Origin of the sequence: Pseudomonas sp. IB20, assembly GCF_009707325.1 — a bacterium.
In the GTDB taxonomy this organism is placed as follows: domain Bacteria; phylum Pseudomonadota; class Gammaproteobacteria; order Pseudomonadales; family Pseudomonadaceae; genus Aquipseudomonas.
In genome coordinates, this window is sequence record NZ_CP046103.1 from 4,046,175 (window position 1) to 4,068,360 (window position 22,186).

20 protein-coding genes are annotated in these 22,186 nt (G+C 61.4%); 16 read left to right on the forward strand and 4 right to left on the reverse strand.

Translation table 11 applies throughout. The features are described 5' to 3' along the window. Nucleotides 1-7: 7 nt before the first annotated feature. On the reverse strand, nt 8-637 hold the full coding sequence (locus tag GJU48_RS18870; RefSeq protein ID WP_094950821.1) for an L-threonylcarbamoyladenylate synthase: 630 nt from the start codon (nt 635-637) through the stop codon (nt 8-10). 13 nt (nt 638-650) lie between these two features. Then, nucleotides 651-1,514, reverse strand: a complete 864-nt coding sequence (locus GJU48_RS18875) for a PHP domain-containing protein (RefSeq protein WP_094950820.1) — start codon at nt 1,512-1,514, stop codon at nt 651-653. Between the two features lie 87 nt (nt 1,515-1,601). Here GJU48_RS18875 and GJU48_RS18880 point away from each other — a divergent pair, with 87 nt between their 5' ends. The 7 genes from GJU48_RS18880 to GJU48_RS18910 all read left to right on the forward strand — a co-directional run bounded on the left by GJU48_RS18880 (nt 1,602) and on the right by GJU48_RS18910 (nt 7,117). Continuing rightward, on the forward strand, nt 1,602-2,198 hold the full coding sequence (locus tag GJU48_RS18880; protein WP_094950819.1) for a septation protein A: 597 nt from the start codon (nt 1,602-1,604) through the stop codon (nt 2,196-2,198). A gap of 1 nt (nt 2,199) precedes the next feature. Further along, a complete protein-coding gene (locus GJU48_RS18885) occupies nt 2,200-2,499 on the forward strand; it encodes a YciI family protein (RefSeq protein WP_094950818.1) in 300 nt (99 codons plus the stop codon). Between the two features lie 120 nt (nt 2,500-2,619). Next, a complete protein-coding gene (locus GJU48_RS18890; RefSeq protein ID WP_094950817.1) occupies nt 2,620-3,027 on the forward strand; it encodes a translation initiation factor 2 in 408 nt (135 codons plus the stop codon). 7 nt (nt 3,028-3,034) lie between these two features. After that, a complete protein-coding gene (locus GJU48_RS18895) occupies nt 3,035-3,712 on the forward strand; it encodes a response regulator transcription factor (RefSeq protein ID WP_094950816.1) in 678 nt (225 codons plus the stop codon). A 138-nt stretch (nt 3,713-3,850) separates the two neighbouring features. Beyond that, nucleotides 3,851-4,315: an LTXXQ domain protein gene (locus GJU48_RS18900; RefSeq protein WP_094950815.1), complete on the forward strand. Its 465-nt coding sequence runs from the start codon at nt 3,851-3,853 to the stop codon at nt 4,313-4,315. A gap of 68 nt (nt 4,316-4,383) precedes the next feature. Next, a complete protein-coding gene (locus tag GJU48_RS18905; protein WP_094950814.1) occupies nt 4,384-5,727 on the forward strand; it encodes a sensor histidine kinase in 1,344 nt (447 codons plus the stop codon). Between the two features lie 40 nt (nt 5,728-5,767). Continuing rightward, the gene (locus GJU48_RS18910; protein ID WP_094950813.1) at nt 5,768-7,117 is read left to right on the forward strand and encodes a CoA transferase; all 1,350 of its coding nucleotides are present in this window, start codon (nt 5,768-5,770) and stop codon (nt 7,115-7,117) included. A gap of 115 nt (nt 7,118-7,232) precedes the next feature. Here GJU48_RS18910 and GJU48_RS18915 read toward each other — a convergent pair whose 3' ends face one another. Then, nucleotides 7,233-8,096 (reverse strand): DNA-3-methyladenine glycosylase family protein, encoded by an 864-nt coding sequence (locus GJU48_RS18915; protein WP_094950812.1) that lies wholly within the window; start codon nt 8,094-8,096, stop codon nt 7,233-7,235. After that, nucleotides 8,093-9,520: an arginine-ornithine antiporter gene (arcD, locus tag GJU48_RS18920; protein ID WP_094950811.1), complete on the reverse strand. Its 1,428-nt coding sequence runs from the start codon at nt 9,518-9,520 to the stop codon at nt 8,093-8,095. The genes GJU48_RS18915 and arcD (GJU48_RS18920) overlap by 4 nt, the downstream gene beginning before the upstream one ends. Nucleotides 9,521-9,964: 444 nt before the next feature. Here arcD (GJU48_RS18920) and arcD (GJU48_RS18925) point away from each other — a divergent pair, with 444 nt between their 5' ends. The 9 genes from arcD (GJU48_RS18925) (at nt 9,965) to GJU48_RS18965 (ending at nt 22,162) form a co-directional block, all read left to right on the forward strand. Beyond that, a complete protein-coding gene (gene arcD, locus GJU48_RS18925) occupies nt 9,965-11,383 on the forward strand; it encodes an arginine-ornithine antiporter (RefSeq protein WP_155296069.1) in 1,419 nt (472 codons plus the stop codon). 20 nt (nt 11,384-11,403) lie between these two features. Further along, entirely contained in the window at nt 11,404-12,660 is a 1,257-nt protein-coding gene (gene arcA, locus GJU48_RS18930) for an arginine deiminase (RefSeq protein ID WP_094950809.1), read from the forward strand. A 178-nt stretch (nt 12,661-12,838) separates the two neighbouring features. Beyond that, nucleotides 12,839-13,849 (forward strand): ornithine carbamoyltransferase, encoded by a 1,011-nt coding sequence (locus GJU48_RS18935; RefSeq protein WP_094950808.1) that lies wholly within the window; start codon nt 12,839-12,841, stop codon nt 13,847-13,849. A gap of 182 nt (nt 13,850-14,031) precedes the next feature. Beyond that, a complete protein-coding gene (arcC, locus tag GJU48_RS18940) occupies nt 14,032-14,961 on the forward strand; it encodes a carbamate kinase (protein WP_094950807.1) in 930 nt (309 codons plus the stop codon). An 18-nt stretch (nt 14,962-14,979) separates the two neighbouring features. Then, nucleotides 14,980-15,342, forward strand: a complete 363-nt coding sequence (locus GJU48_RS18945; RefSeq protein WP_094950806.1) for a DUF5064 family protein — start codon at nt 14,980-14,982, stop codon at nt 15,340-15,342. Between the two features lie 186 nt (nt 15,343-15,528). Continuing rightward, nucleotides 15,529-17,037, forward strand: coding sequence for a sigma-54-dependent transcriptional regulator (locus tag GJU48_RS18950; RefSeq protein WP_094950805.1), 1,509 nt, complete (start codon nt 15,529-15,531; stop codon nt 17,035-17,037). 401 nt (nt 17,038-17,438) lie between these two features. After that, complete coding sequence (gcvH, locus tag GJU48_RS18955; protein ID WP_005790845.1) at nt 17,439-17,822, forward strand: glycine cleavage system protein GcvH; 384 nt, start codon at nt 17,439-17,441, stop codon at nt 17,820-17,822. A 9-nt stretch (nt 17,823-17,831) separates the two neighbouring features. Next, the gene (gcvP, locus tag GJU48_RS18960) at nt 17,832-20,669 is read left to right on the forward strand and encodes an aminomethyl-transferring glycine dehydrogenase (RefSeq protein ID WP_094950804.1); all 2,838 of its coding nucleotides are present in this window, start codon (nt 17,832-17,834) and stop codon (nt 20,667-20,669) included. Nucleotides 20,670-20,785: 116 nt separating this feature from the next. Next, nucleotides 20,786-22,162 carry an L-serine ammonia-lyase gene (locus GJU48_RS18965; protein ID WP_094950803.1) on the forward strand — a complete coding sequence of 459 codons (1,377 nt, stop codon included), beginning with the start codon at nt 20,786-20,788 and terminating at the stop codon, nt 22,160-22,162. The last annotated feature ends 24 nt before the right edge of the window (nt 22,163-22,186 follow it).

Here is a 22,186-nt window from a genome sequence, read left to right on the forward strand (position 1 = left end):
CCGACATTCAGGCCTCGACCATAAAGGGCGTCGGGTCGCCGCAGCCCACCCGCACCACTTGCGGCTCGCCATCGGCCAGGTTGATCACGGTGGAGGCTTTATTGCCGCCGTAGCCGCCGTCGATGATCAGGTCGACGTGTTTCTCCAGCAGGCGGCGCATTTCGTAAGGGTCGTACAACGGCTCTTCTTCGCCGGGCAGGATCAACGACACGCTCATCAACGGCTCACCCAGCTCAGCCAGCAACGCCAGGGCAATCGGATGTTCCGGCACGCGCAGGCCGATGGTGCGCTTCTTAGGGTGCAGCAACAGCCGCGGCACTTCGCGGGTGGCATTCAGAATAAAGGTGTAAGGCCCCGGCGTATGGGCTTTGAGCAGGCGGAAGGTGCCGGTGTCGACCTTGGCGAACAGGCCCAACTGGGACAAATCGCTGCAGATCAGCGCAAAGTTGTGGTTCTTGTCCAGGTTACGCAGGCGTCTGACCCGTTCAACCGCGTTCTTGTCGCCGATCTGGCAACCAATCGCGTAGGACGAGTCGGTTGGGTAGATCACCACGCCGCCGGCGCGAATGATCTCCACGGCCTGTTTAATCAGGCGCGCTTGCGGGTTTTCCGGATGAATCTGGAAGAATTGACTCACTTGCTCTACCTGTTCAGACGGTGGCAATAATGGGGTCATGCTTGAATCGCCCCCACAACAGCGGCAGGTCTTCCGGGACCTGGCGATACTCGCCAATCTCGGACCAGCCGCCTGGGCCATGAAAATCACTGCCGGCGCTGACCAGCAGACCAAATTCGCGCGCAAGAATCGCCAGGCTGCCCACCTGTTCGGCGGGTTGGTGCCCGTTGACCACTTCGATTGCGTGGCCACCCGCTCCAATATAGTCGGCAATCAGCTTGCGGCGCTTGCTGCGGGTGAAATCGTAATGCCAAGGATGCGCCAGGCTAACCCATGCCCCGGCGGCCCGCAGGGTGCCGACGGTGTCTTCCAGGGTCGGCCAGTGTTGCTTGACGTCACCCAACTTGCCGGCGCCCAGCCATTTGCGAAACGCTTCGGCGCGGTCCTTAACAAAACCTTCACGCACCATCCAGTCGGCAAAGTGCGGCCGGGCCGGTGCATTGCCGCTGTCGCCCAGTTCCTGCTGGATGGCGCGGGCGCCATCGAGGGCATTGGGCATGCCTTTAAGGCCGAGCTTGCGGCTTATTTCTTCGGACCGCAGCCAGCGGCCATCGTGCAATTGGGCGATGGCTGCGACTAACGCTGGAGCGTTTTGATCAAAGCCGTAACCGAGCACATGAATAGTGGCGCCGCCCCAGGTGCAGGACAATTCCACGCCGTTGACCAGCTGCATGCCCAACACATGCGCCGCCGTACGGGCCTCATCGAGGCCTTCGAGGGTGTCGTGGTCGGTCAACGACAGAACTCGCACGCCTTTTTCAAACGCACGCGCAACCAGTACCGCGGGCGCCAGGGCGCCGTCGGAGGCCGTGCTGTGGCAGTGCAAATCAACATTCACGGAAGTGTGTAACCTCAAGTCAGCTGGCGCTTTCGCTACCAAGGATGTTTGTTATTATGCCGCCACATCCAGCTTCTGGCTCTTACTGTGAAACAATTCATCGACTTCATCCCGCTGTTGCTGTTTTTCATCGTTTACAAACTCGACCCCAGGGTCATCGATATCGCCGGCCATGAGCTGAACGTCGGAGGCATCTACAGCGCCACCGCGGTACTGATCATCAGCTCTTTGGTGGTCTACGGCGCCCTCTTCATCTCCCAACGCAAACTCGAGAAAAGCCAATGGCTGACCCTGGTCGCCTGCCTGGTCTTCGGCAGCCTGACCCTGGCCTTCCACAGCGAAACCTTCCTTAAATGGAAAGCCCCGGTGGTGAACTGGCTGTTCGCCCTGGCGTTTATCGGCAGCCACTTCATCGGTGATCGCCTGCTGATCAAGCGGATCATGGGCCACGCGCTGACCCTGCCGGAGCCGGTGTGGACACGTTTGAACGTGGCCTGGGTCGTGTTTTTCCTGTTCTGCGGCGCCGCCAACCTGTTCGTGGCCTTTACCTTCCAAGACTACTGGGTTGACTTCAAGGTGTTCGGCAGCCTGGGCCTGACCGTATTGTTCCTGATCGGCCAGGGCATCTACCTGTCGCGCCACCTGCATGACACCGACCCTACTACGCCGAAAACCGAGGACTGACATGCTCTACGCCATCATTGCTACCGACGTTGCCAACTCGCTGGAAAAACGCCTGAGCGTGCGCCCGGCTCACGTGGAGCGCCTCAAAGTACTGCAAGCCGAAGGCCGCCTGGTGCTGGCCGGTCCGCACCCGGCAGTGGACAGCAATGACCCAGGCGCGGCGGGTTTCACCGGTAGCTTGATCATCGCCGAGTTCGCCTCCCTCGCCGACGCCCAAGCCTGGGCCAAGGCCGACCCGTATATCGCGGCGGGTGTCTACGCGGATGTGGTGATCAAGCCGTTTAAGCAAGTCCTGCCTTAAACAAGCTTTCTTGAGTAAAGTCGCGCCGAAGCAATTGCGTTCGGCGCGCTCCTAATTGCTCATTATTCTGGGTAACCTGCCGACAACGTTCTGAATATTCGTGTGGAATCAGGAGTTCCGATGCGCTTACGTCAGTTGTGTCTGTTGGCAGTGTTAACGATCGGGGCTACGGCCCACGCTGAAGAAACCTCGAACACCGGCAGTTCCACGCCCTTGTCTTTGAGTGCCGGCAGCCAGATCACCGAATTGCAGCAACGTTTGAAAGAAAGCGAACGCCTGCGTGAAGCGTTGAGCAAGCAACTGCAAACCGCAGACGCTGCTCGCGAAAGCGCCCAACTGAATCGCTTGCGCCAGGAGAACCAACGCCTGGCCCAGCAACTCAAAGAAACACAGGGCGGCGCCTTGACCCGCTGGCTGACCGAGCAACAGCAGTGGTTTGTCACTGGTGGGGCCGTCGCACTGATCGCGTTGCTGTGCGGGATCTTCGCCAGCGGTGGGCACCGTCGCCGTCGACAATGGCTAAATTGAGTGAGTCATGAGCGAGCTGTTACTGATAGATGATGACCAGGAGCTCTGTGAGCTGCTGACCAGTTGGCTGAGCCAGGAAGGTTTCCAGGTGCGCGCCTGCCACGACGGCTTGAGCGCGCGCAAAGCCTTGGCCGACAGCGCCCCGGCGGCGGTGGTGCTTGACGTGATGCTGCCAGACGGCAGTGGCCTGGAGTTGCTCAAACAGCTGCGTAACGACCACCCGGACTTGCCGGTGCTGATGCTCTCGGCCCGTGGCGAGCCGCTGGACCGCATCCTCGGCCTGGAACTGGGTGCCGATGATTACCTGGCCAAGCCCTGCGACCCGCGCGAACTGACTGCGCGCCTACGTGCCGTGCTGCGCCGCAGCCACCCGACCGCCGTGTCGACCCAGCTGGAACTGGGCGACCTGTGCTTTAGCCCAGTGCGCGGTGTGGTCACCATCGATGAACAGGAATTCGCCCTCACCGTCTCCGAAAGCCGCCTGCTCGAAGCCTTGCTGCGCCAGCCCGGCGAGCCGCTGGACAAGCAGGAACTGGCGCAGATCGCCCTGGGCCGCAAGCTGACCCTTTACGATCGCAGCCTGGACATGCACGTCAGCAACCTGCGCAAGAAGATCGGCCCACACCCGGATGGCCGGCCACGGATCGTGGCGTTGCGTAGTCGCGGGTACTACTACAGCCTCTGAACGCAACCCTCAATGGTTTTGTCAGCCCCCACCAAAACCCTCTTTACCCAAGCTTTACCCTCACCTGACCGCCGCTGACCTTGATCTGCGTAACCTACTCACATCCGGACTCACCGGAATAGAGACAGGAGAATCACCATGCGCAAGACCCTTATCGCTTTGATGTTCGCCGCTGCCCTGCCAACCATCGCCATGGCCGCCATGCCAGAAGGCCCAGGCCCGATGGGCGGCCCTGAAGGCCACATGATGGGTGGCCCAGGCCACGGCGGCGAACACGGTCCGCGTGGCAAAGGCGGCCCCTTCAGCCAGCTCGACCTGAGCCGCGAACAACGCCAGCAAATCGGCAAACTGATGGGCGACCAATGGCACGCTCGCAAAGACCTGGTCAAAAAGTACCTGGACAAACTCCCAGCCGCAGACCAGAAAGCCATGCAGGACGAAATCGCCGCTGGCAAGCAAAAAACCCAGGCCGACATCCGCGCCGTGCTGAAACCCGATCAACAGAAGAAATTCGACGAGATCGTCAAGAAACAAGCCGAACGTCGCGCCGAGTGGAAGGAATTCCAAGCCTGGAAAGCCCAGCAGCCGCAAAAAGCGCAATAATGCGCGAGCGTTAACTCCCCCAGCCCAGTGGCTCACGCCGCTGGGCTTTTCCTGTTTGAGGGTTTCCTGTGCGTTCATTGTTCTGGCGCATCCTGGCCAGTTTCTGGCTGGCCATCGCCCTGGTTGCCGGGCTGTCGATCCTGCTTGGGCACATGCTCAACCAGGACGCCTGGATTCTCAGCCGCCACCCCGGCCTCAACAACCTGGCGCAAGAGTGGACGCAACTCTACGAAGCCCAGGGCGAGGACGCTGCCCAGGATTTGCTGCAACAACGCAAACGCCAGTATCACATCGACGTGCAAGTGCTGAATGAAAGCGGCGAGCCGGTGGTGCGCGGCACCTTCCCCCGGCGCGCCGCAGCCTTCGAGGCGCGCCAGAATGACAGCCAGGACGGCCACCTGCCCTGGCGCCGCTTGACCGCCGAGTACACCAGCGAGAAAACCGGCGACACCTACCTGCTGATCTACCGCATCCCACACCCGGAACTGGACGCCTGGCACCGCAGCAGCCTGCTCTGGCCGCTGAGCGCGCTGGCGATTGCGCTGGTGGTACTGACCCTGTTCAGCCTGCTGGTGACGCTGTCCATCACCCGCCCACTCAGCCGCCTGCGCGGCGCGGTGCATGACTTGGGCCAGACCACCTACCAGCAAAACAGCCTGGCGCGCCTGGCCAACCGGCGCGATGAGTTCGGCGTCTTGGCCACCGACTTCAACCGCATGGGCGCACGCCTGCAAAGCCTGATCGGCAGCCAGCGCCAGTTGCTGCGCGACGTGTCCCATGAACTGCGCTCGCCCCTGGCCCGTTTGCGCATCGCCCTGGCGTTGGCCGAACGCGCCAGCCCCGAAGAACGCGAAAGACTCTGGCCACGCCTGACCCGTGAATGTGATCGCCTGGAAGCCTTGATCAGCGAAATCCTGGTGCTGGCCCGCGTCGATGCCGACAACGCCAGTGCCGAAGACGTGGACCTCAACACGCTGCTCAAGACCCTGCAAAAGGATGCCCAGCTGAGCGCGCCCGACCAGACGGTGCAACTGACCGCCGACAACGAACTGCTACTCAAGGGCTGGCCGACCATGATCGAACGCGCGGTGGATAACCTGCTGCGCAACGCCCAGCGCTTCAACCCGCAGGGCTTGCCGATCGAGTTACGCGCGCAGTGCCAAGGCGAGCGAATTCTGATCAGCGTGCGTGACCATGGCCCCGGTGTCGACGCCGAACACCTGAACCAACTGGGCGAGCCGTTTTACCGCGCCCCCGGCCAAACGGCCCAAGGCCACGGCCTGGGGCTGGCGATTGCCAGGCGCGCGGCGGAACGCCATGGCGGCAGCCTGATCCTGGCCAACCACCCCGACGGTGGTTTTATCGCCAGCATCGACCTGCCGTTGGCGCCGGGGGTTGTCACACCGGTGTGAGGATCTTCTATAGTGGCCCTTCTCTTACGGAGGGCCTTTGATGACTGACCTGCTGACTCCCATCCAAGCCGCACTCGACCTACCACACACCCCATTGACCTTCACAGAGGCTGGCGCCTTGCCCTCGGCCTTTGCCGTGACCGAACTGGCCAGTGCCAGCCTCGGCGCTGCCGGCCAGGCCATCGCCGAATTGATCCGCCAACAGACCGGGCGTTTGCCCAGCGTCAGTGTGGACCGGCGCCTCGCCTCCTTCTGGTTCTCGTCCTCGATTCGCCCCGTGGGCTGGCAAACGCCGCCGTTATGGGACCCGGTAGCCGGTGACTACGCCAGCGCCGATGGCTGGATTCGTTTACACACCAATGCGCCGCACCACCGAGCCGCCGCCGAGCGCGTATTGGGCAAGGTCAATGACCGCGCCGAGATGGCCAGCAACGTTGCGACATGGAACGCCGCCGAACTGGAACAGGCGATTGTCGAGGCCGGCGGCTGCGCGGCGCAGATGCGTTCATGGCAGGCCTGGCAAACCCATCCCCAAGGGTTGGCGGTGAATACCGAAGCGCTGGTGCAGCGCCAGACCTTCGACCCCACCACCGACAAACCCTGGCTCGGCTCGGTAGCGCGCCCGCTGGCGGGCATTAAAGTGCTGGACTTGACCCGCGTGCTGGCCGGCCCCGTGGCCAGTCGTTTCCTCGCGGGGCTGGGCGCCGATGTGCTGCGCATCGACTCACCGACCTGGAACGAACCCGGCGTAGTGCCGGAAATGACCCTGGGCAAACGCTGCGCACGCCTCGACCTGAAAAGCCCCAAAGGCCGACAAGTGTTTGAAAGCTTGCTCAAGTCCGCCGACATTCTGTTCCACGGCTACCGCGCCGACGCCCTTGAGCAACTGGGCTACACCGCCGCTAAACTGCAAACCCTCGCCCCCGGCCTGATCGACGTAAGCCTCAACGCCTATGGCTGGAGCGGCCCGTGGCGCAATCGGCGCGGCTTCGACAGCCTAGTGCAGATGAGCAGCGGGATTGCCGACGCGGGCATGGCCTGGAAACACGCGGACAAACCGGTGCCGCTGCCGTTGCAGGCGTTGGATCATGCCACTGGGTATTTGATGGCGGCCAGTGCGATTCAGGCGTTGAGCGAACGCTTGAACACCGGGCGTGGCGGCGCGGCGCGGTTATCATTGGCACGTACGGCGAAGTTGCTGGTGGAGGCCGGGCAAGTGCCGGAGCAGCCGGCGTTGCGGGCCGAAGAACCGAGTGATCAAGGTGTGGTGGAGGAGCAGACGGCGTGGGGCCTGGCCCATCGGTTGCTGGCGCCGGTGAGCATCAGTGGTACGCCGTTGCAGTGGGATTTGCCGGCGGGGGAATTGGGTTCACATCGGGCTCAGTGGTGACTTGAAGTCCGCTATCGCAGGCAAGCCAGCTCCCACCGTTGACCGAGTACCGTTCAGACAACTCGGTCAACGGTGGGAGCCGGGCTTGCCCGCGATAAGGCCCTCCCAGACGCCACTAATCCACCCGGCTCAACGACGTCCACAAATGCTGCGCCGCATACGCCCTCAACGGCCGCCACGCCTCAGCCCGCGCCAGCAACTGTCGAGCACTGACCGGCCCACCCTCCAGCGCCGCCAACGCATTGATCAAGCCAATATCCCCTGACGCAAACGCATCCGGCTCACGCAACTGGCGCATGGCGATGTACTGCGCCGTCCAGTCACCAATCCCCGGCAAGGCCACCAACCGCGCCACGCCTTCCTGGAGGCTGGCCTTGGGCTCAAACAGCTGCGAATCATCCAACAACGCCTGGGCCACCCCGGACAAGGTGCGCCCCCGTGCTTTCGGCATGCCCAGCGTGGCCAAATCCGCCGCTGCCAAAACTTCAGCCGTCGGGAAAACGTGCGTGATACCGGCGTATGGGGTTTGCAATGGCTGGCCATACTGGGCCACCAACTTGCCCGCCAGGCGAATCGCCGCGACCACCGTGATCTGCTGGCCCAGGACTGCGCGAATTGCCAGTTCCAACCCGTCCCAAGTGCCTGGCACGCGCAGGCCGGGGCGGGCCGCAACCAACTGCGCCATCAGCGGGTCAACAGCCAATTGCGCATTGATCAACTCGGGCTGGGCATCCAGATCGAACATAGCCCTCAGGCGCCGCTCGATCTCGGGCAGCGCCGCAGCGTCAGGAAACTCAACATCCACTTCCAGCCAGTCGCCCGCGCCCGGCGCCACGCTGATCCAGCCGAGCAGCCCATTCACGCTGATACTGCGCCGATAGACGCCAGCCTCAACAGTCTCCAACCCCGTGATCGCCCGCGCCGACAAAAAGCCCACCATCGCCGCCCAGTCATAGGGCGCCTGATACGCCAGTCTCACAACGACAACACCCCGCTATACAGCCCATACGCCGCCAGCCCCGCGCCCGCGACCACGCAGCTGAAAATGCCTTTTTCCACGTGGGTAAACAAGGGCTGGCCCTGCTCGCGCTTGGCCAGGGCAAACAGGATCACACCGGGCGCATACAGCAGCGCCGAGAGCATCAGGTACTTCAGGCCCCCCGCGTAGAGCAGCCACAGCGCATAAACCAGCGCGATCAGGCCCACCAGCAAGTCCTGCATGCGCTGGCGCCGGGCGCCTTCGTAGGTTTCGCCGCGCCCGCTGAGCAGCACCGCATACGCCGCCGACCACAGGTACGGCACCAGAATCATCGACGAGGCCAGGTAAATCAGCGTGGTGTAGGTGCTGTGGGAAAACAGCGTGATCACCAGAAAGATCTGGATCATTACATTGGTCAGCCACAGCGCGTTGACCGGTACCTGGTTGGCGTTTTCCTTCTTCAGGAAGGCCGGCATGGTCTTGTCATGGGCGGTGGCGTAGAGGATTTCCGCACACAGCAGCGCCCAGGACAGCAAGGCGCCGAGCAACGAAACCGCCAGGCCGATGCTGATCGCCATCGCGCCCCACGGCCCGACGATATGTTCCAGCACACCCGCCAGGGACGGGTTTTGCAATTGCGCCAACTCCGGCTGGCTCATGATCCCCAGGGACAACACATTCACCAGCACCAGCAGCGCCAGCACCCCAAGAAATCCTATAACCGTGGCCCGGCCGACGTCCGAACGTTTCTCGGCCCGCGCCGAATACACGCTGGCGCCCTCGATACCAATAAATACAAATACGGTGACCAGCATCATGTTGCGCACTTGATCAACCACGCTGCCGAATTGCGGGTTGCCCAGGCCCCAGATATCGCGAGTGAAGATATCGGCTTTGAACGCCACGGCGGCGATGACCACAAACATCACCAACGGCACAATCTTCGCCACGGTAGTGATCTGGTTGATGAACGCCGCCTCCTTGATCCCGCGCATCACCAGAAAATGCACAGCCCACAGCAACAGCGACGCGCAGCCGATGGCAACCGGCGTATTGCCCTGGCCGAACACTGGGAAAAAGTAGCCGAGGGTGCTGAACAGCAACACGAAGTAACCGACATTGCCCATCCACGCGCTGATCCAATAACCCCAGGCCGACGAGAACCCCATGTAATCGCCAAACCCGGCCTTGGCGTAGGCATACACCCCGGAATCCAACTCGGGTTTACGGTTGGCCAGGGTCTGGAACACGAACGCCAGGGTCAGCATGCCCACGGCGGTGATCACCCAGCCGATCAACACGGCGCCCACCTCCGCGCGCGCGGCCATGTTCTGCGGCAAAGAGAAAATCCCCCCGCCGATCATCGAACCCACCACCAGCGCGATCAGCGCGCTGAGTTTGAGCTTTGGGGCCGGTTGAGACATGCAAACTCCTGAATAAATAACAATTGAGCTAACAAGCGTGCACTCAACTAATTAATTCAGCGAGTGTAGCGTTTATTAAAGACAGCGATAAAACCGTCAAGCTCATAACGCATTGGTATGACTGTTTATGAAGTTTAGGTTTATTTAGATTTTAAATAAGGCAGGCACTTTGCCAGCCTCTGACTATTTGGTAACCCGTCCCGAAATAGATTGCACATTCAGCAGAAAGGGCTAGTTTCAACAGTCCACTCTCTTGACGACATGATCACTGCAACGCAGAAGCGCTCTGGAACGCGCTTTTGCGAGGAAAAGTATCGCCCCAGGATTTTACTCCTAAGTCATTAATTCACAATGGAATGTGCCAATGACCTGATCTAAGTCAGCTGTTCGAACAGCGCACGGAATTATTCTGTGGTCTCTCTTCTCCTGCATTGGAGTCATGCAATGTCTGAATCTCCCGGAAAACTTCGATTAGGCGCACTGGTTGCACTGGTCGTGGGCTCAATGATTGGTGGCGGAATCTTCTCACTGCCGCAAAACATGGCCGCCAGCGCCGACGTGGGTGCGGTGTTGATCGGTTGGGTGATTACCGCCATCGGCATGCTGACCCTCGCCTTCGTGTTCCAGACCCTGGCCAACCGCAAACCTGACCTCGACGGCGGCGTGTACGCCTACGCCAAGGCCGGCTTCGGCGACTACATGGGTTTCTCGTCCGCCTGGGGCTACTGGATCAGCGCCTGGTTGGGCAACGTCGGTTACTTCGTGTTGCTGTTCAGCACCCTCGGTTACTTCTTTCCGATCTTTGGCGAAGGCAACACGCCGGCGGCAGTGATTGGCGCCTCGGTGTTGCTGTGGGCCGTGCATTTTCTGGTGCTGCGCGGGATCAAGGAAGCCGCGTTCATCAACCTGGTGACCACCGTCGCCAAGATCGTGCCGCTGGTGCTGTTCGTGTTGATCGCGCTGTTCGCGTTCAAGCTGGATATCTTCACCGCTGACATCTGGGGCGTGAAAAACCCGGACCTGGGCAGTGTGATGAACCAGGTGCGCAACATGATGCTGGTCACCGTGTGGGTGTTCATCGGCATCGAAGGCGCGAGCATCTTCTCCTCCCGTGCGGAAAAACGCAGTGACGTGGGCAAGGCCACCGTGATCGGCTTTATCACCGTGCTGCTGTTCCTGATGCTGGTGAACGTATTGTCCCTGGGGATCATGACCCAGCCGGAACTGGCCAAGCTGCAGAACCCGTCGATGGCGGCCGTGCTTGAGCATGTGGTCGGCCACTGGGGCGCGGTGTTGATCAGCGTCGGCTTGATCATCTCGCTGCTCGGCGCACTGCTGTCGTGGGTGTTGCTGTGTGCGGAGATCATGTTCGCCGCTGCCAAAGACCACACCATGCCGGAGTTTTTGCGCCGCGAGAACGCCAACCATGTGCCGGCCAACGCCCTGTGGCTGACCAACGCCATGGTGCAGATTTTCTTGGTGATTACGCTGTTCTCCGCCAGCACTTACCTGTCGCTGATCTACCTCGCCACCTCGATGATCCTGGTGCCTTACCTGTGGTCGGCGGCTTACGCCCTGCTGCTGGCGGTGCGCGGTGAGACCTACGAAAACGCCCTGCGCGAACGCAAGAAAGACCTGTTCATCGGCGCCATCGCGTTGATCTATGCGGTCTGGCTGCTCTACGCCGGCGGCACCAAATACCTGCTGCTCTCCGCCCTGCTCTACGCCCCCGGCGTGATCCTGTTCGCCAAGGCCAAGCATGAACTGGGCAAACCGATTTTCACCAACGTCGAGAAGCTGATTTTCGCCGCCGTCGTCATTGGCGCCCTGGTGGCTGCTTATGGCCTCTACGACGGCTTCTAGCTTTCACTGGAGGATCTGTAATGACCACGGAAAAAGTGAAGTACGGCGTACATTCCGAAGCCGGCAAACTGCGCAAAGTCATGGTGTGCTCCCCAGGTTTGGCCCACCAGCGGCTGACCCCCAACAACTGCGATGAACTGCTGTTCGATGACGTGCTGTGGGTGGCCCAGGCCAAGCGCGACCATTTCGACTTCGTCACCAAGATGCGCGAGCGGGACATTGATGTGCTGGAAATGCACAACCTGCTGACCGATATCGTCGCCATCCCCGAAGCCCTGGACTGGATCCTGGAACGCAAGATCACCGCGAATACGGTGGGCCTGGGCCTGGTCGATGAAGTCGGCTCCTGGTTGCGCAGCCTGGAACCGCGCAAAATCAGCGAGTACCTGATTGGTGGCGTGTCGGCCGATGACCTGCCGAGCAGCTTCGGTGGCAAAACCATCGAGATGTTCCGCGACTTCCTCGGCCACTCAAGTTTCATTCTGCCGCCTCTGCCCAACACCCAGTTCACCCGCGACACCACCTGCTGGATCTATGGCGGCGTGACGCTCAACCCGATGTACTGGCCGGCGCGACGTCAGGAAACCCTGCTGGCCTCGGCCATCTACAAATTCCACCCCGAGTTCACCAACGCGGACTTCCAGATCTGGTACGGCGACCCCGACCAGGAACACGGTGCCGCCACGCTGGAAGGCGGCGACGTGATGCCTATCGGCAATGGCGTCGTGTTGATCGGCATGGGTGAACGCTCGTCCCACCAGGCCATTGGCCAACTGGCGCGTAACCTGTTCAAAAACAAAGCCGTGGAACGCGTGATCGTTGCCGGCCTGCCGAAATCCCGCGCGGCGATGCACCTGGACACCGTGTTCAGCTTCTGCGACCGCGACCTGGTCACCATCTTCCCCGAAGTGGTCAACCAGATCGTGCCCTTCACTCTGCGCCCTGATGAAAGCAAGCCACACGGCATCGATATTCAACGGGAGAAAACCAACTTCCTCGAAACCGTGGCCGCCGCACTCAACCTCAAGGCCCTGCGTGTCGTCGAAACCGGCGGCAACAGCTTCGCCGCCGAACGCGAGCAGTGGGACGACGGCAACAACGTGGTCGCCCTGGAGCCAGGCGTGGTGATCGGCTACGACCGCAACACCTACACCAACACCTTGCTGCGCAAGGCCGGTGTGGAAGTCATCACCATCAGCGCCGGTGAACTCGGCCGCGGCCGTGGCGGCGGCCACTGCATGACCTGCCCGATCATCCGCGACCCAATCGACTACTAACTTTCAGGCCTTGGCCGCCGCTCACAAGGCGCCGGCCAAGGGGATAACCTAAACAGAAGGAGATCCACCATGGCTTTTAACATGCGCAACCGACCCAATCGACTACTAACTTTCAGGCCTTGGCCGCCGCTCACAAGGCGCCGGCCAAGGGGATAACCTAAACAGAAGGAGATCCACCATGGCTTTTAACATGCGCAACCGCAGCCTGCTCTCGCTGATGCACCACACCACGCGCGAGCTGAACTACCTGCTGGACCTGTCCCGCGACCTCAAGCGCGCCAAATACACCGGCACCGAGCGTCCGCACCTGCAGGGCAAAAACATCGCGCTGATCTTCGAAAAAACCTCGACCCGCACCCGTTGCGCGTTCGAAGTGGCGGCCCATGACCAAGGCGCCCACGTCACCTACATCGACCCGGTGTCGTCGCAGATCGGCCACAAAGAAAGCATGAAAGACACCGCCCGCGTACTCGGCCGCATGTTCGATGCGATTGAATACCGTGGCTTTGAGCAGGAAATCGTCGAAGAGCTGGCCAAGTTCGCCGGTGTGCCGGTGTTCAACGGCCTCACCGCCGAATTCCACCCAACCCAAATGATCGCCGACACCCTGACCATGCGCGAGCACAGCGACAAGCCGCTGCACGACATCAGCTACGCCTACCTGGGCGACGCGCGCTACAACATGGGCAACTCGCTGTTGATGATCGGCGCCAAGCTGGGCATGGACGTGCGCATCGGCGCGCCAAAAGCGCTGTGGCCGCATGAAGACTTCATCAAGCAGTGCCAGGCGTTTGCCATCGAAAGCGGCGCGCGCATCACCATCACCGAAGACCCGAAAGAAGCGGTGAAAGGCGTGGACTTCATCCACACCGACATCTGGGTGTCGATGGGCGAGCCGGTGGAAGCGTGGGACGAACGAATCGAGCAACTGCTGCCGTACCAGGTCAACGCCAAGATGATGAAAGCCTCGGGCAACCCTCGAGTGAAATTCATGCACTGCCTACCGGCGTTTCATAACAGCGAAACCAAGGTCGGCAAGGACATCGCCGCGCGTTATCCGAACCTGGCCAATGGCGTGGAAGTGACCGAAGACGTGTTCGAGTCGCCGGCCAACATCGCGTTTGAGCAGGCGGAAAACCGCATGCATACCATCAAGGCGATTCTGGTGTCGGCGCTCGCGGATATCTAACTCAACACCGCTCCCACTGTTGGAACACGGTCAATGTGGGAGCTGGCTTGCCTGCGATGCAGACGCCTAGGTAGTTCAGATGTACCGAGGTGATTCCATCGCGGGCAAGCCCGGCTCCCACACAAGCCCGCTCCCACATTTTGTCCTGTGGTCACAAAGCTAAATTCTAGAAGGATTGCATTATGCGTATCGTCGTTGCACTGGGCGGTAACGCCCTGCTCCGCCGTGGTGAACCCATGACTGCGGACAACCAACGCACCAACATCCGAATCGCCACCGAACAGATCGCCAAGATCCACCCCGGCAACGAGCTGGTGATCGCCCACGGCAATGGCCCGCAAGTCGGCCTGCTGTCGTTGCAGGCGGCGGCCTACACCAGCGTGTCGCCCTACCCGCTTGACGTGCTGGGCGCCGAAACCGAAGGCATGATCGGCTACATCATCGAACAGGAACTGGGCAACCTGCTGGACTTCGAAGTGCCGTTCGCGACCTTGCTGACCCAGGTAGAAGTGGACCCCAAGGACCCGGCCTTCCAGAACCCGACCAAGCCCATCGGCCCGGTGTATTCCAAAGCCGAAGCCGAAAAACTCGCCGCCGAAAAAGGCTGGGCCATCGCCCCGGACGGCGATAAATACCGCCGCGTGGTTGCCAGCCCACGCCCGAAACGCATCTTTGAAATTCGCCCGATCAAGTGGCTGCTGGAAAAAAGCGCCATTGTTATCTGCGCCGGTGGCGGCGGGATTCCAACCCTGTATGGCGAAGACGGCAAGCTGCGCGGCATTGAAGCGGTGATCGACAAGGACCTGTGTTCATCGCTGCTGGCCGCGCAACTGGACGCCGATTTGCTGGTGATCGCCACCGACGTCAACGCTGCGTTTATCGACTTCGGCAAGCCGACCCAAAAGGCCATCGGCCAGGCCCACCCCGACGAAATGGAAAAACTCGGGTTCGCCGCCGGCTCCATGGGCCCGAAGGTGCAAGCCGCCTGCGAGTTCGCCCGCCAGACTGGCAAAACTGCCGTCATCGGTTCACTCTCGGACATCGAAGCCATCGTCCAGGGCAGCGCCGGCACGCGCATCAGCACGGCAAAACCTGGCATCACCTACCTGTGAAGTAGAGGAGAAACGCCTATGGCCACCTTTGAACCCGGTCACTTGCACGTCGAACGTCACGCGCTCAACAAGGATGACTACAGCTACAACCTGTGCATCGACTACGAGGTCATCCAGGATCCAAAGGAAGGCAAGGGAATGCTCTTCAAACTGCACGGATCGGTGCAAGGCAAGGACCTTAAGGAAGAGTTCTTCCTGCCCAAGGACCAGGCATTTGATTTCGCCCGGCACGCGATGAACCGCGCGCAGAAGTATGGGATGCCGAAGATTGCGACGCTTAACGGACAGATGCACAAGCAGTACGACCTGATGTTTGAGGATGTACGGCATCAGTTGGATGTGAAGTCGGGAGATCCGGTCAAGCCCGAACACCTGGAATAACCCCGCTCCCACAGCCAAAACAGATCAACTGTGGGGGCTGGCTTGCCTGCGATAGCGGTGGATCAGTCGCCGCAAATATTGACTGATCGTTCGCCATCGCAGGCAAGCCCGCTCCCACATTTTTGATCTCTATCACCTGTCAGGCATACTTGCCGCCTCAAGCTCCCCAGAATTGTCAGCTGCCCCATGCGTATCCACGTCAGCTTTATCGACCGCGTCGGCATTACCCAGGAAGTCCTGGCCTTGCTCGGTGGGCGCAATCTCAACCTGGATGCGGTAGAGATGGTGCCGCCCAACGTCTACATCGACGCGCCGACGCTGAGCGCCGAGGTACTCGAAGAGCTGCGCGACGCGCTGTTCAGCGTGCACGGCGTACAGGCGGTCACCGTGGTCGACATCCTCCCCGGCCAGCGCCGTCACTTGCAGCTCGACGCCTTGCTGGCGGCCATGACCGACCCGGTGCTGGCCCTGGACAGCGCCGGCAAGATCCTGCTGGCCAACCCGGCGCTGATCGCCCTGTACGGCCGCGAGCCGGCCGGGGAAAGCATCAGCGAACTGTTCAACGACCCCGCGCTGCTGGGCACCTTGCTGGAACACGGCTTTCGCCTGCCCCTGCGCGAAATCAGTGTGAACGGCCAGACCCTGTTGCTGGACGCCACACCAATCACCGACGCCGGCGCCCTGCTGACCCTGTACCCGCCCAACCGCATCGGCGAACAGCTGTCGGCACTGCACCATGACCATGCCGAAGGGTTTGATGCGTTGTTGGGCGAGTCCCCAGCGATTCGCACCCTCAAGGCCCGCGCGCAGCGCGTCGCCGCACTGGATGCACCGTTATTGATCCAGGGCGAAACCGGCACCGGCAAAGAGCTGGTGGCGCGTGCCTGCCACGCCATCAGTGCGCGCCACAGTGCGCCGTTTTTGGCCTTGAACTGCGCAGCGTTGCCGGAAAACCTCGCCGAGAGTGAACTGTTCGGTTACGCCCCCGGCGCCTTTACCGGTGCGCAGCGCGGCGGTAAGCCGGGGCTGATGGAGTTGGCCAACCAGGGCACCGTTTTTCTTGATGAAATCGGCGAGATGTCACCGTATTTGCAGGCCAAGCTGCTGCGCTTTCTCAACGATGGCAGCTTCCGCCGTGTGGGCGGTGACCGCGAAGTGAAGGTCAATGTGCGCATCCTCAGCGCCACCCACCGCGACCTGGAAAAGATGGTTAGCGAGGGTACGTTTCGCGAAGACCTGTTCTACCGCCTCAACGTGCTCAACGTCGAAGTACCGCCGCTGCGTGAGCGCGGCCAGGACATCCTGCTGCTGGCCCGCTACTTCATGCAGCAGGCCTGCGCGCAGATCCAGCGCCCGGTGTGCCGCCTGGCGCCCGGCACTTACCCGGCGCTGCTGGGCAACCGCTGGCCGGGCAACGTTCGGCAACTGCAAAACGTGATCTTCCGCGCCGCCGCCATTTGCGAAAGCAGTTTGGTGGACATCGGCGACCTGGACATCGCCGGCACCTCGGTGGCGCGCCAGAGCGACGGCGAAGTCGACAGCCTGGAACAGGCGGTGGAAGACTTCGAGCGCAGCCTGCTGGAGAAGCTCTACGCCAGTTACCCCTCGACCCGCCAACTGGCCAGCCGCTTGCAGACCTCGCACACAGCCATCGCCCATCGCCTGCGCAAGTACGGCATTCCCAGCAAGCCCTGACTGAATAAACGCGGTCCAAATGTGAGAGCTGGCTCGCCTGCTCCCACAGTGATCCCAAAACGCGGTCCAAATGTGAGAGCTGGCTCGCCTGCTCCCACAGTGATCGCATTCCACACAAAATTGGGTCTGAGAACGACATCGGCTGTACTGAAAGCGCTACAGCGTAACGATATCGCTACAACCCTGTTTTTTGCGCGCCATGCAAGGCTTTGATCCACATAGGCTTTTTTTCACAAGCCCGACTGTAGCGAAATCGCTACAGCCAAAACGTCTAACGCCATAACCAATTTTATTAACTTGTTGATTTACAACAACTTAATGACATTGGCCGCGATATTGCTAAGTAACTCCTCATTATTCCAATCCCGTCCACCAGACGAATCTGGCCCTGAGGAGTTTCCATGAGCGAGTTGCGTTTCACTGAAGATCACGAATGGCTGCGCGCCGAAGCCGATGGCAGCGTCACCGTGGGTATCACCGCTTTCGCGCAGAACGCGCTGGGTGATGTGGTTTTCGTGCAACTGCCGGAGTTGCAGGCCTACGACAAGGGCGCCGAAGCCTCCACCGTGGAATCGGTCAAGGCTGCGAGCGGCGTGTACATGCCGCTGGACGGCGAAGTCCTCGAAGTCAACGACAAACTCGATGGCAGCCCGGAACTGGTCAACGAAGACCCGATGGGCGAAGGTTGGTTCTTCCGCTTTAAACCCGCCGATGCCGATGCAGTGGCTAAGCTGTTGGATCAGGATGCGTACGACCGCCTGATCAAAGCCAACGCCGAAGCCTGAGGAGCCGCCATGACTATCAATCTCAGCACCGCTAACGAATTCATCGCCCGTCATATCGGCCCGCGCCAGGAAGATGAGCAAAAAATGCTCACCAGCCTGGGCTTTGACTCCCTGGAAGCCTTGAGCGCCAGCGTGATCCCGGAAAGCATCAAGGGCACCAGCGTGCTCGGCCTGGAAGACGGCCTGAGCGAAGCCGAGGCCCTGGCCAAGATCAAGGCCATCGCCGGCAAGAACCAACTGTTCAAGACCTACATCGGCCAGGGTTACTACAACTGCCACACGCCGTCGCCGATCCTGCGCAACCTGCTGGAAAACCCGGCCTGGTACACCGCTTACACGCCGTATCAGCCAGAGATTTCCCAAGGCCGCCTGGAAGCGCTGCTGAATTTCCAGACCCTGATCAGCGACCTCACCGGCCTGCCGATCGCCAACGCCTCGCTGCTCGACGAAGCCACCGCCGCTGCCGAAGCCATGACCTTCTGTAAGCGCCTGAGCAAGAACAAGAGCAGCAACGCCTTCTTCGCCTCGATCCACAGCCACCCGCAAACCCTCGACGTGCTGCGCACCCGTGCCGAGCCGCTGGGTATCGACGTGGTCGTGTGCGACGAGCGTGAACTGACCGACGTCAGCGCGTTCTTCGGCGCCCTGCTGCAATACCCGGCCAGCAACGGTGACGTGTTTGATTACCGCGCACTGACCGAGCGCTTCCACGCCGCCAACGCCTTGGTCGCGGTCGCCGCCGACCTGCTGGCCCTGACCCTGCTGACCCCACCGGGTGAGTTCGGCGCCGACGTGGCCATCGGCAGCGCGCAACGCTTTGGCGTGCCGCTGGGCTTTGGTGGCCCGCACGCGGCGTACTTCTCTACCAAGGATGCGTTCAAGCGCGACATGCCGGGCCGTCTGGTCGGTGTGTCTGTCGACCGTTTCGGCAAGCCGGCCCTGCGCCTGGCCATGCAAACCCGCGAGCAACATATCCGTCGCGAGAAGGCCACCAGTAACATCTGCACCGCCCAAGTGCTGCTGGCCAACATCGCCAGCATGTACGCCGTGTATCACGGCCCCAAAGGCCTGACCCAGATTGCCCAACGCATTCACCAGTTGACCGCGATCCTGGCCAAGGGCTTGACCGCCTTGGGCTTGAAGGTCGAGCAGGCACACTTCTTCGACACCCTGACCCTCAACACGGGCGCCAACACCGCTGCCCTGCACGACAAGGCGCACGCACAGCGCATCAACCTGCGTGTGGTCGATGCTGAGCGTCTGGGCCTGTCGGTCGACGAAACCACCAGCCAAGCCGACATCGAAGCCCTGTGGTCGATCTTCGCCGACGGCAAGGCACTGCCCGCTTTCACCAACACCGAAAGCACCCTGCCCGCCGCGCTGCTGCGCCAGTCGCCGATCCTCAGCCACCCGGTGTTCAACCGTTACCACTCCGAAACCGAGCTGATGCGCTACCTGCGCAAGCTGGCCGACAAGGACCTGGCGCTGGACCGCACCATGATCCCGCTGGGCTCGTGCACCATGAAGCTCAACGCCGCCAGCGAAATGATCCCGGTGACCTGGGCTGAGTTCGGTGCCCTGCACCCGTTCGCCCCGGCCGCACAAAGCGCCGGCTACCTGCAGCTGACTTCCGAGTTGGAAGCCATGCTCTGCGCGGCCACCGGCTATGACGCCATCTCGCTGCAACCTAACGCCGGTTCCCAGGGTGAATACGCAGGCCTGCTCGCCATCCGCGCCTATCACCAGAGCCGTGGCGAAGAGCGTCGCGACATCTGCCTGATCCCATCGTCGGCCCACGGTACTAACCCTGCTACCGCCAACATGGCCGGTATGCGCGTGGTGGTCACCGCCTGCGATGCACGTGGCAACGTCGACATCGAAGACCTGCGCGCCAAGGCCATCGAGCACCGCGAACACCTCGCCGCGCTGATGATCACCTACCCGTCCACCCACGGCGTGTTCGAAGAAGGCATCCGCGAAATCTGCGGCATCATTCACGACAACGGCGGCCAGGTGTACATCGACGGCGCCAACATGAACGCGATGGTCGGCCTGTGCGCACCGGGCAAGTTCGGTGGCGACGTGTCCCACCTGAACCTGCACAAGACCTTCTGCATCCCGCACGGCGGTGGCGGCCCGGGCGTTGGCCCAATTGGCGTCAAATCCCACCTCACGCCGTTCCTGCCCGGCCACGCGGCCATGGAACGCAAGGAAGGCGCGGTGTGCGCGGCGCCATTCGGCAGCGCGAGCATCCTGCCGATCACCTGGATGTACATCAGCATGATGGGCGGCGCGGGCCTCAAACGCGCGTCCCAACTGGCGATCCTGAATGCCAACTACATTTCCCGTCGCCTCGAAGAGCATTACCCAGTGCTCTACACCGGCAGCAATGGCCTGGTGGCGCACGAATGCATCCTCGACCTGCGTCCCTTGAAAGACAGCAGCGGCATCAGCGTCGACGACGTGGCCAAGCGCCTGATCGACTTCGGCTTCCACGCGCCGACCATGTCGTTCCCGGTGGCGGGCACCTTGATGATCGAGCCGACCGAAAGCGAATCCAAGGAAGAACTGGACCGCTTCTGTGACGCGATGATTGCCATCCGCGAAGAGATCCGCGCGGTAGAAAACGGCACGTTGGACAAGGACGACAACCCACTGAAAAACGCGCCGCACACGGCTGCTGAAATCGTCGGTGAATGGAGCCACCCGTACAGCCGTGAACAAGCGGTTTACCCGGTTGCGTCGCTGATCGAAGGCAAGTACTGGCCGCCGGTTGGCCGGGTCGACAACGTGTTTGGCGATCGCAATTTGGTGTGTGCGTGCTCGTCGATCGAGAGCTACGCGTAACCTGAGGTTGTACCCGATTTAATGCAGAAGCTGGCTTGTGTGGGGCGCGCCACACAGTCCTCCTCCACCATTTGACCGAGTACGCCTGAAAAATAATAAGAAACCGGAGAACAACCATGTCCCTTAGCGTGTTCGACCTGTTCAAGATTGGCATCGGCCCCTCCAGCTCCCACACCGTTGGCCCGATGCGCGCCGCCGCCCGATTCGTCGAAGGCCTTAAGCGCGACAACCTGCTGAGCGCCACCACCGGCATCAAGGTGGAACTCTATGGCTCGCTGGGCGCCACTGGCAAAGGCCACGGCAGCGACAAGGCCGTGTTGCTCGGCCTGGAAGGCGAACACCCGGACACCGTGAACACTGAAACCGTGGCTGCACGCCTGGCGCAGATGCGCAGCGACGGTCGCTTGAACCTGCTCGGTGAACACAGCATTGCGTTCAACGAGAAAGAACACCTGGCGATGATTCGCAAACCCCTCGCCTACCATCCTAACGGCATGATCTTTCGTGCGTTTGACGCCGCCGGCATCCAGGTTCGCAGCCGCGAGTACTACTCGGTCGGCGGCGGTTTTGTGGTGGATGAAGACGCCGCCGGCGCTGACCGGATTGTCGAAGACACCACGCCCCTGACCTTTCCCTTCAAGCACGCCAAGGACTTGCTTGGCCATTGCGCCACCTATGGGCTGTCGATCAGCCAGGTGATGCTGACCAATGAAAGCGCCTGGCGCCCGGAAGCGGAAACCCGTGCCGGTTTGCTGAAAATCTGGCAGGTGATGCAAGACTGCGTAGACGCCGGCTGCCGCAACGAAGGGATTCTGCCCGGTGGCTTGAAGGTCAAGCGCCGCGCCGCCGCGCTGCATCGCCAGCTGTGCAAGAACCCCGAATCGGCGCTACGCGACCCGTTGTCGGTGCTCGATTGGGTCAACCTGTATGCGCTGGCGGTCAACGAAGAAAACGCCAACGGCGGGCGTGTGGTCACGGCTCCCACCAACGGCGCGGCCGGGATTGTGCCGGCGGTGTTGCATTACTACATGCGCTTTATTCCGGGCGCGAACGAAGACGGCGTGGTGCGCTTTCTGCTCACCGCCGCCGCCATCGGGATTTTGTACAAGGAAAACGCCTCGATCTCCGGTGCCGAAGTCGGCTGCCAGGGCGAGGTCGGCGTGGCCTGTTCGATGGCCGCAGGTGCACTGTGTGAAGTGTTGGGTGGCAGCGTGTCCAAAGTGGAAAACGCCGCCGAGATCGGTATGGAACACAACCTCGGCCTGACCTGCGACCCGATTGGCGGCTTGGTGCAAGTGCCGTGCATCGAGCGCAATGCGATGGGCTCGGTCAAGGCGATCAATGCAGTGCGCATGGCCTTGCGCGGCGATGGGCAGCACTTTGTCTCCCTCGACAAGGTCATCCGCACCATGCGCCAGACCGGCGCCGACATGAAAAGCAAATACAAGGAAACCGCCCGTGGCGGTTTGGCGGTCAACATTATCGAGTGCTGACGCTTACACACGCGTCCGCACGTT

Bases quoted from the DNA above. Each gene is read 5' to 3' on its own strand.
- GJU48_RS18885 (WP_094950818.1), top strand. From the start codon at position 2,200: ATGCTCTACGCCATCATTGCTACCGACGTTGCCAACTCGCTGGAAAAA.
- GJU48_RS18890 (WP_094950817.1), top strand. From the start codon at position 2,620: ATGCGCTTACGTCAGTTGTGTCTGTTGGCAGTGTTAACGATCGGGGCT.
- GJU48_RS18895 (WP_094950816.1), top strand. From the start codon at position 3,035: ATGAGCGAGCTGTTACTGATAGATGATGACCAGGAGCTCTGTGAGCTG.
- GJU48_RS18900 (WP_094950815.1), top strand. From the start codon at position 3,851: ATGCGCAAGACCCTTATCGCTTTGATGTTCGCCGCTGCCCTGCCAACC.
- GJU48_RS18910 (WP_094950813.1), top strand. From the start codon at position 5,768: ATGACTGACCTGCTGACTCCCATCCAAGCCGCACTCGACCTACCACAC.
- arcD (WP_094950811.1), bottom strand. From the start codon at position 9,520: ATGTCTCAACCGGCCCCAAAGCTCAAACTCAGCGCGCTGATCGCGCTG.
- arcD (WP_155296069.1), top strand. From the start codon at position 9,965: ATGTCTGAATCTCCCGGAAAACTTCGATTAGGCGCACTGGTTGCACTG.
- arcA (WP_094950809.1), top strand. From the start codon at position 11,404: ATGACCACGGAAAAAGTGAAGTACGGCGTACATTCCGAAGCCGGCAAA.
- GJU48_RS18935 (WP_094950808.1), top strand. From the start codon at position 12,839: ATGGCTTTTAACATGCGCAACCGCAGCCTGCTCTCGCTGATGCACCAC.
- arcC (WP_094950807.1), top strand. From the start codon at position 14,032: ATGCGTATCGTCGTTGCACTGGGCGGTAACGCCCTGCTCCGCCGTGGT.
- GJU48_RS18945 (WP_094950806.1), top strand. From the start codon at position 14,980: ATGGCCACCTTTGAACCCGGTCACTTGCACGTCGAACGTCACGCGCTC.
- GJU48_RS18950 (WP_094950805.1), top strand. From the start codon at position 15,529: ATGCGTATCCACGTCAGCTTTATCGACCGCGTCGGCATTACCCAGGAA.
- gcvH (WP_005790845.1), top strand. From the start codon at position 17,439: ATGAGCGAGTTGCGTTTCACTGAAGATCACGAATGGCTGCGCGCCGAA.
- gcvP (WP_094950804.1), top strand. From the start codon at position 17,832: ATGACTATCAATCTCAGCACCGCTAACGAATTCATCGCCCGTCATATC.
- GJU48_RS18965 (WP_094950803.1), top strand. From the start codon at position 20,786: ATGTCCCTTAGCGTGTTCGACCTGTTCAAGATTGGCATCGGCCCCTCC.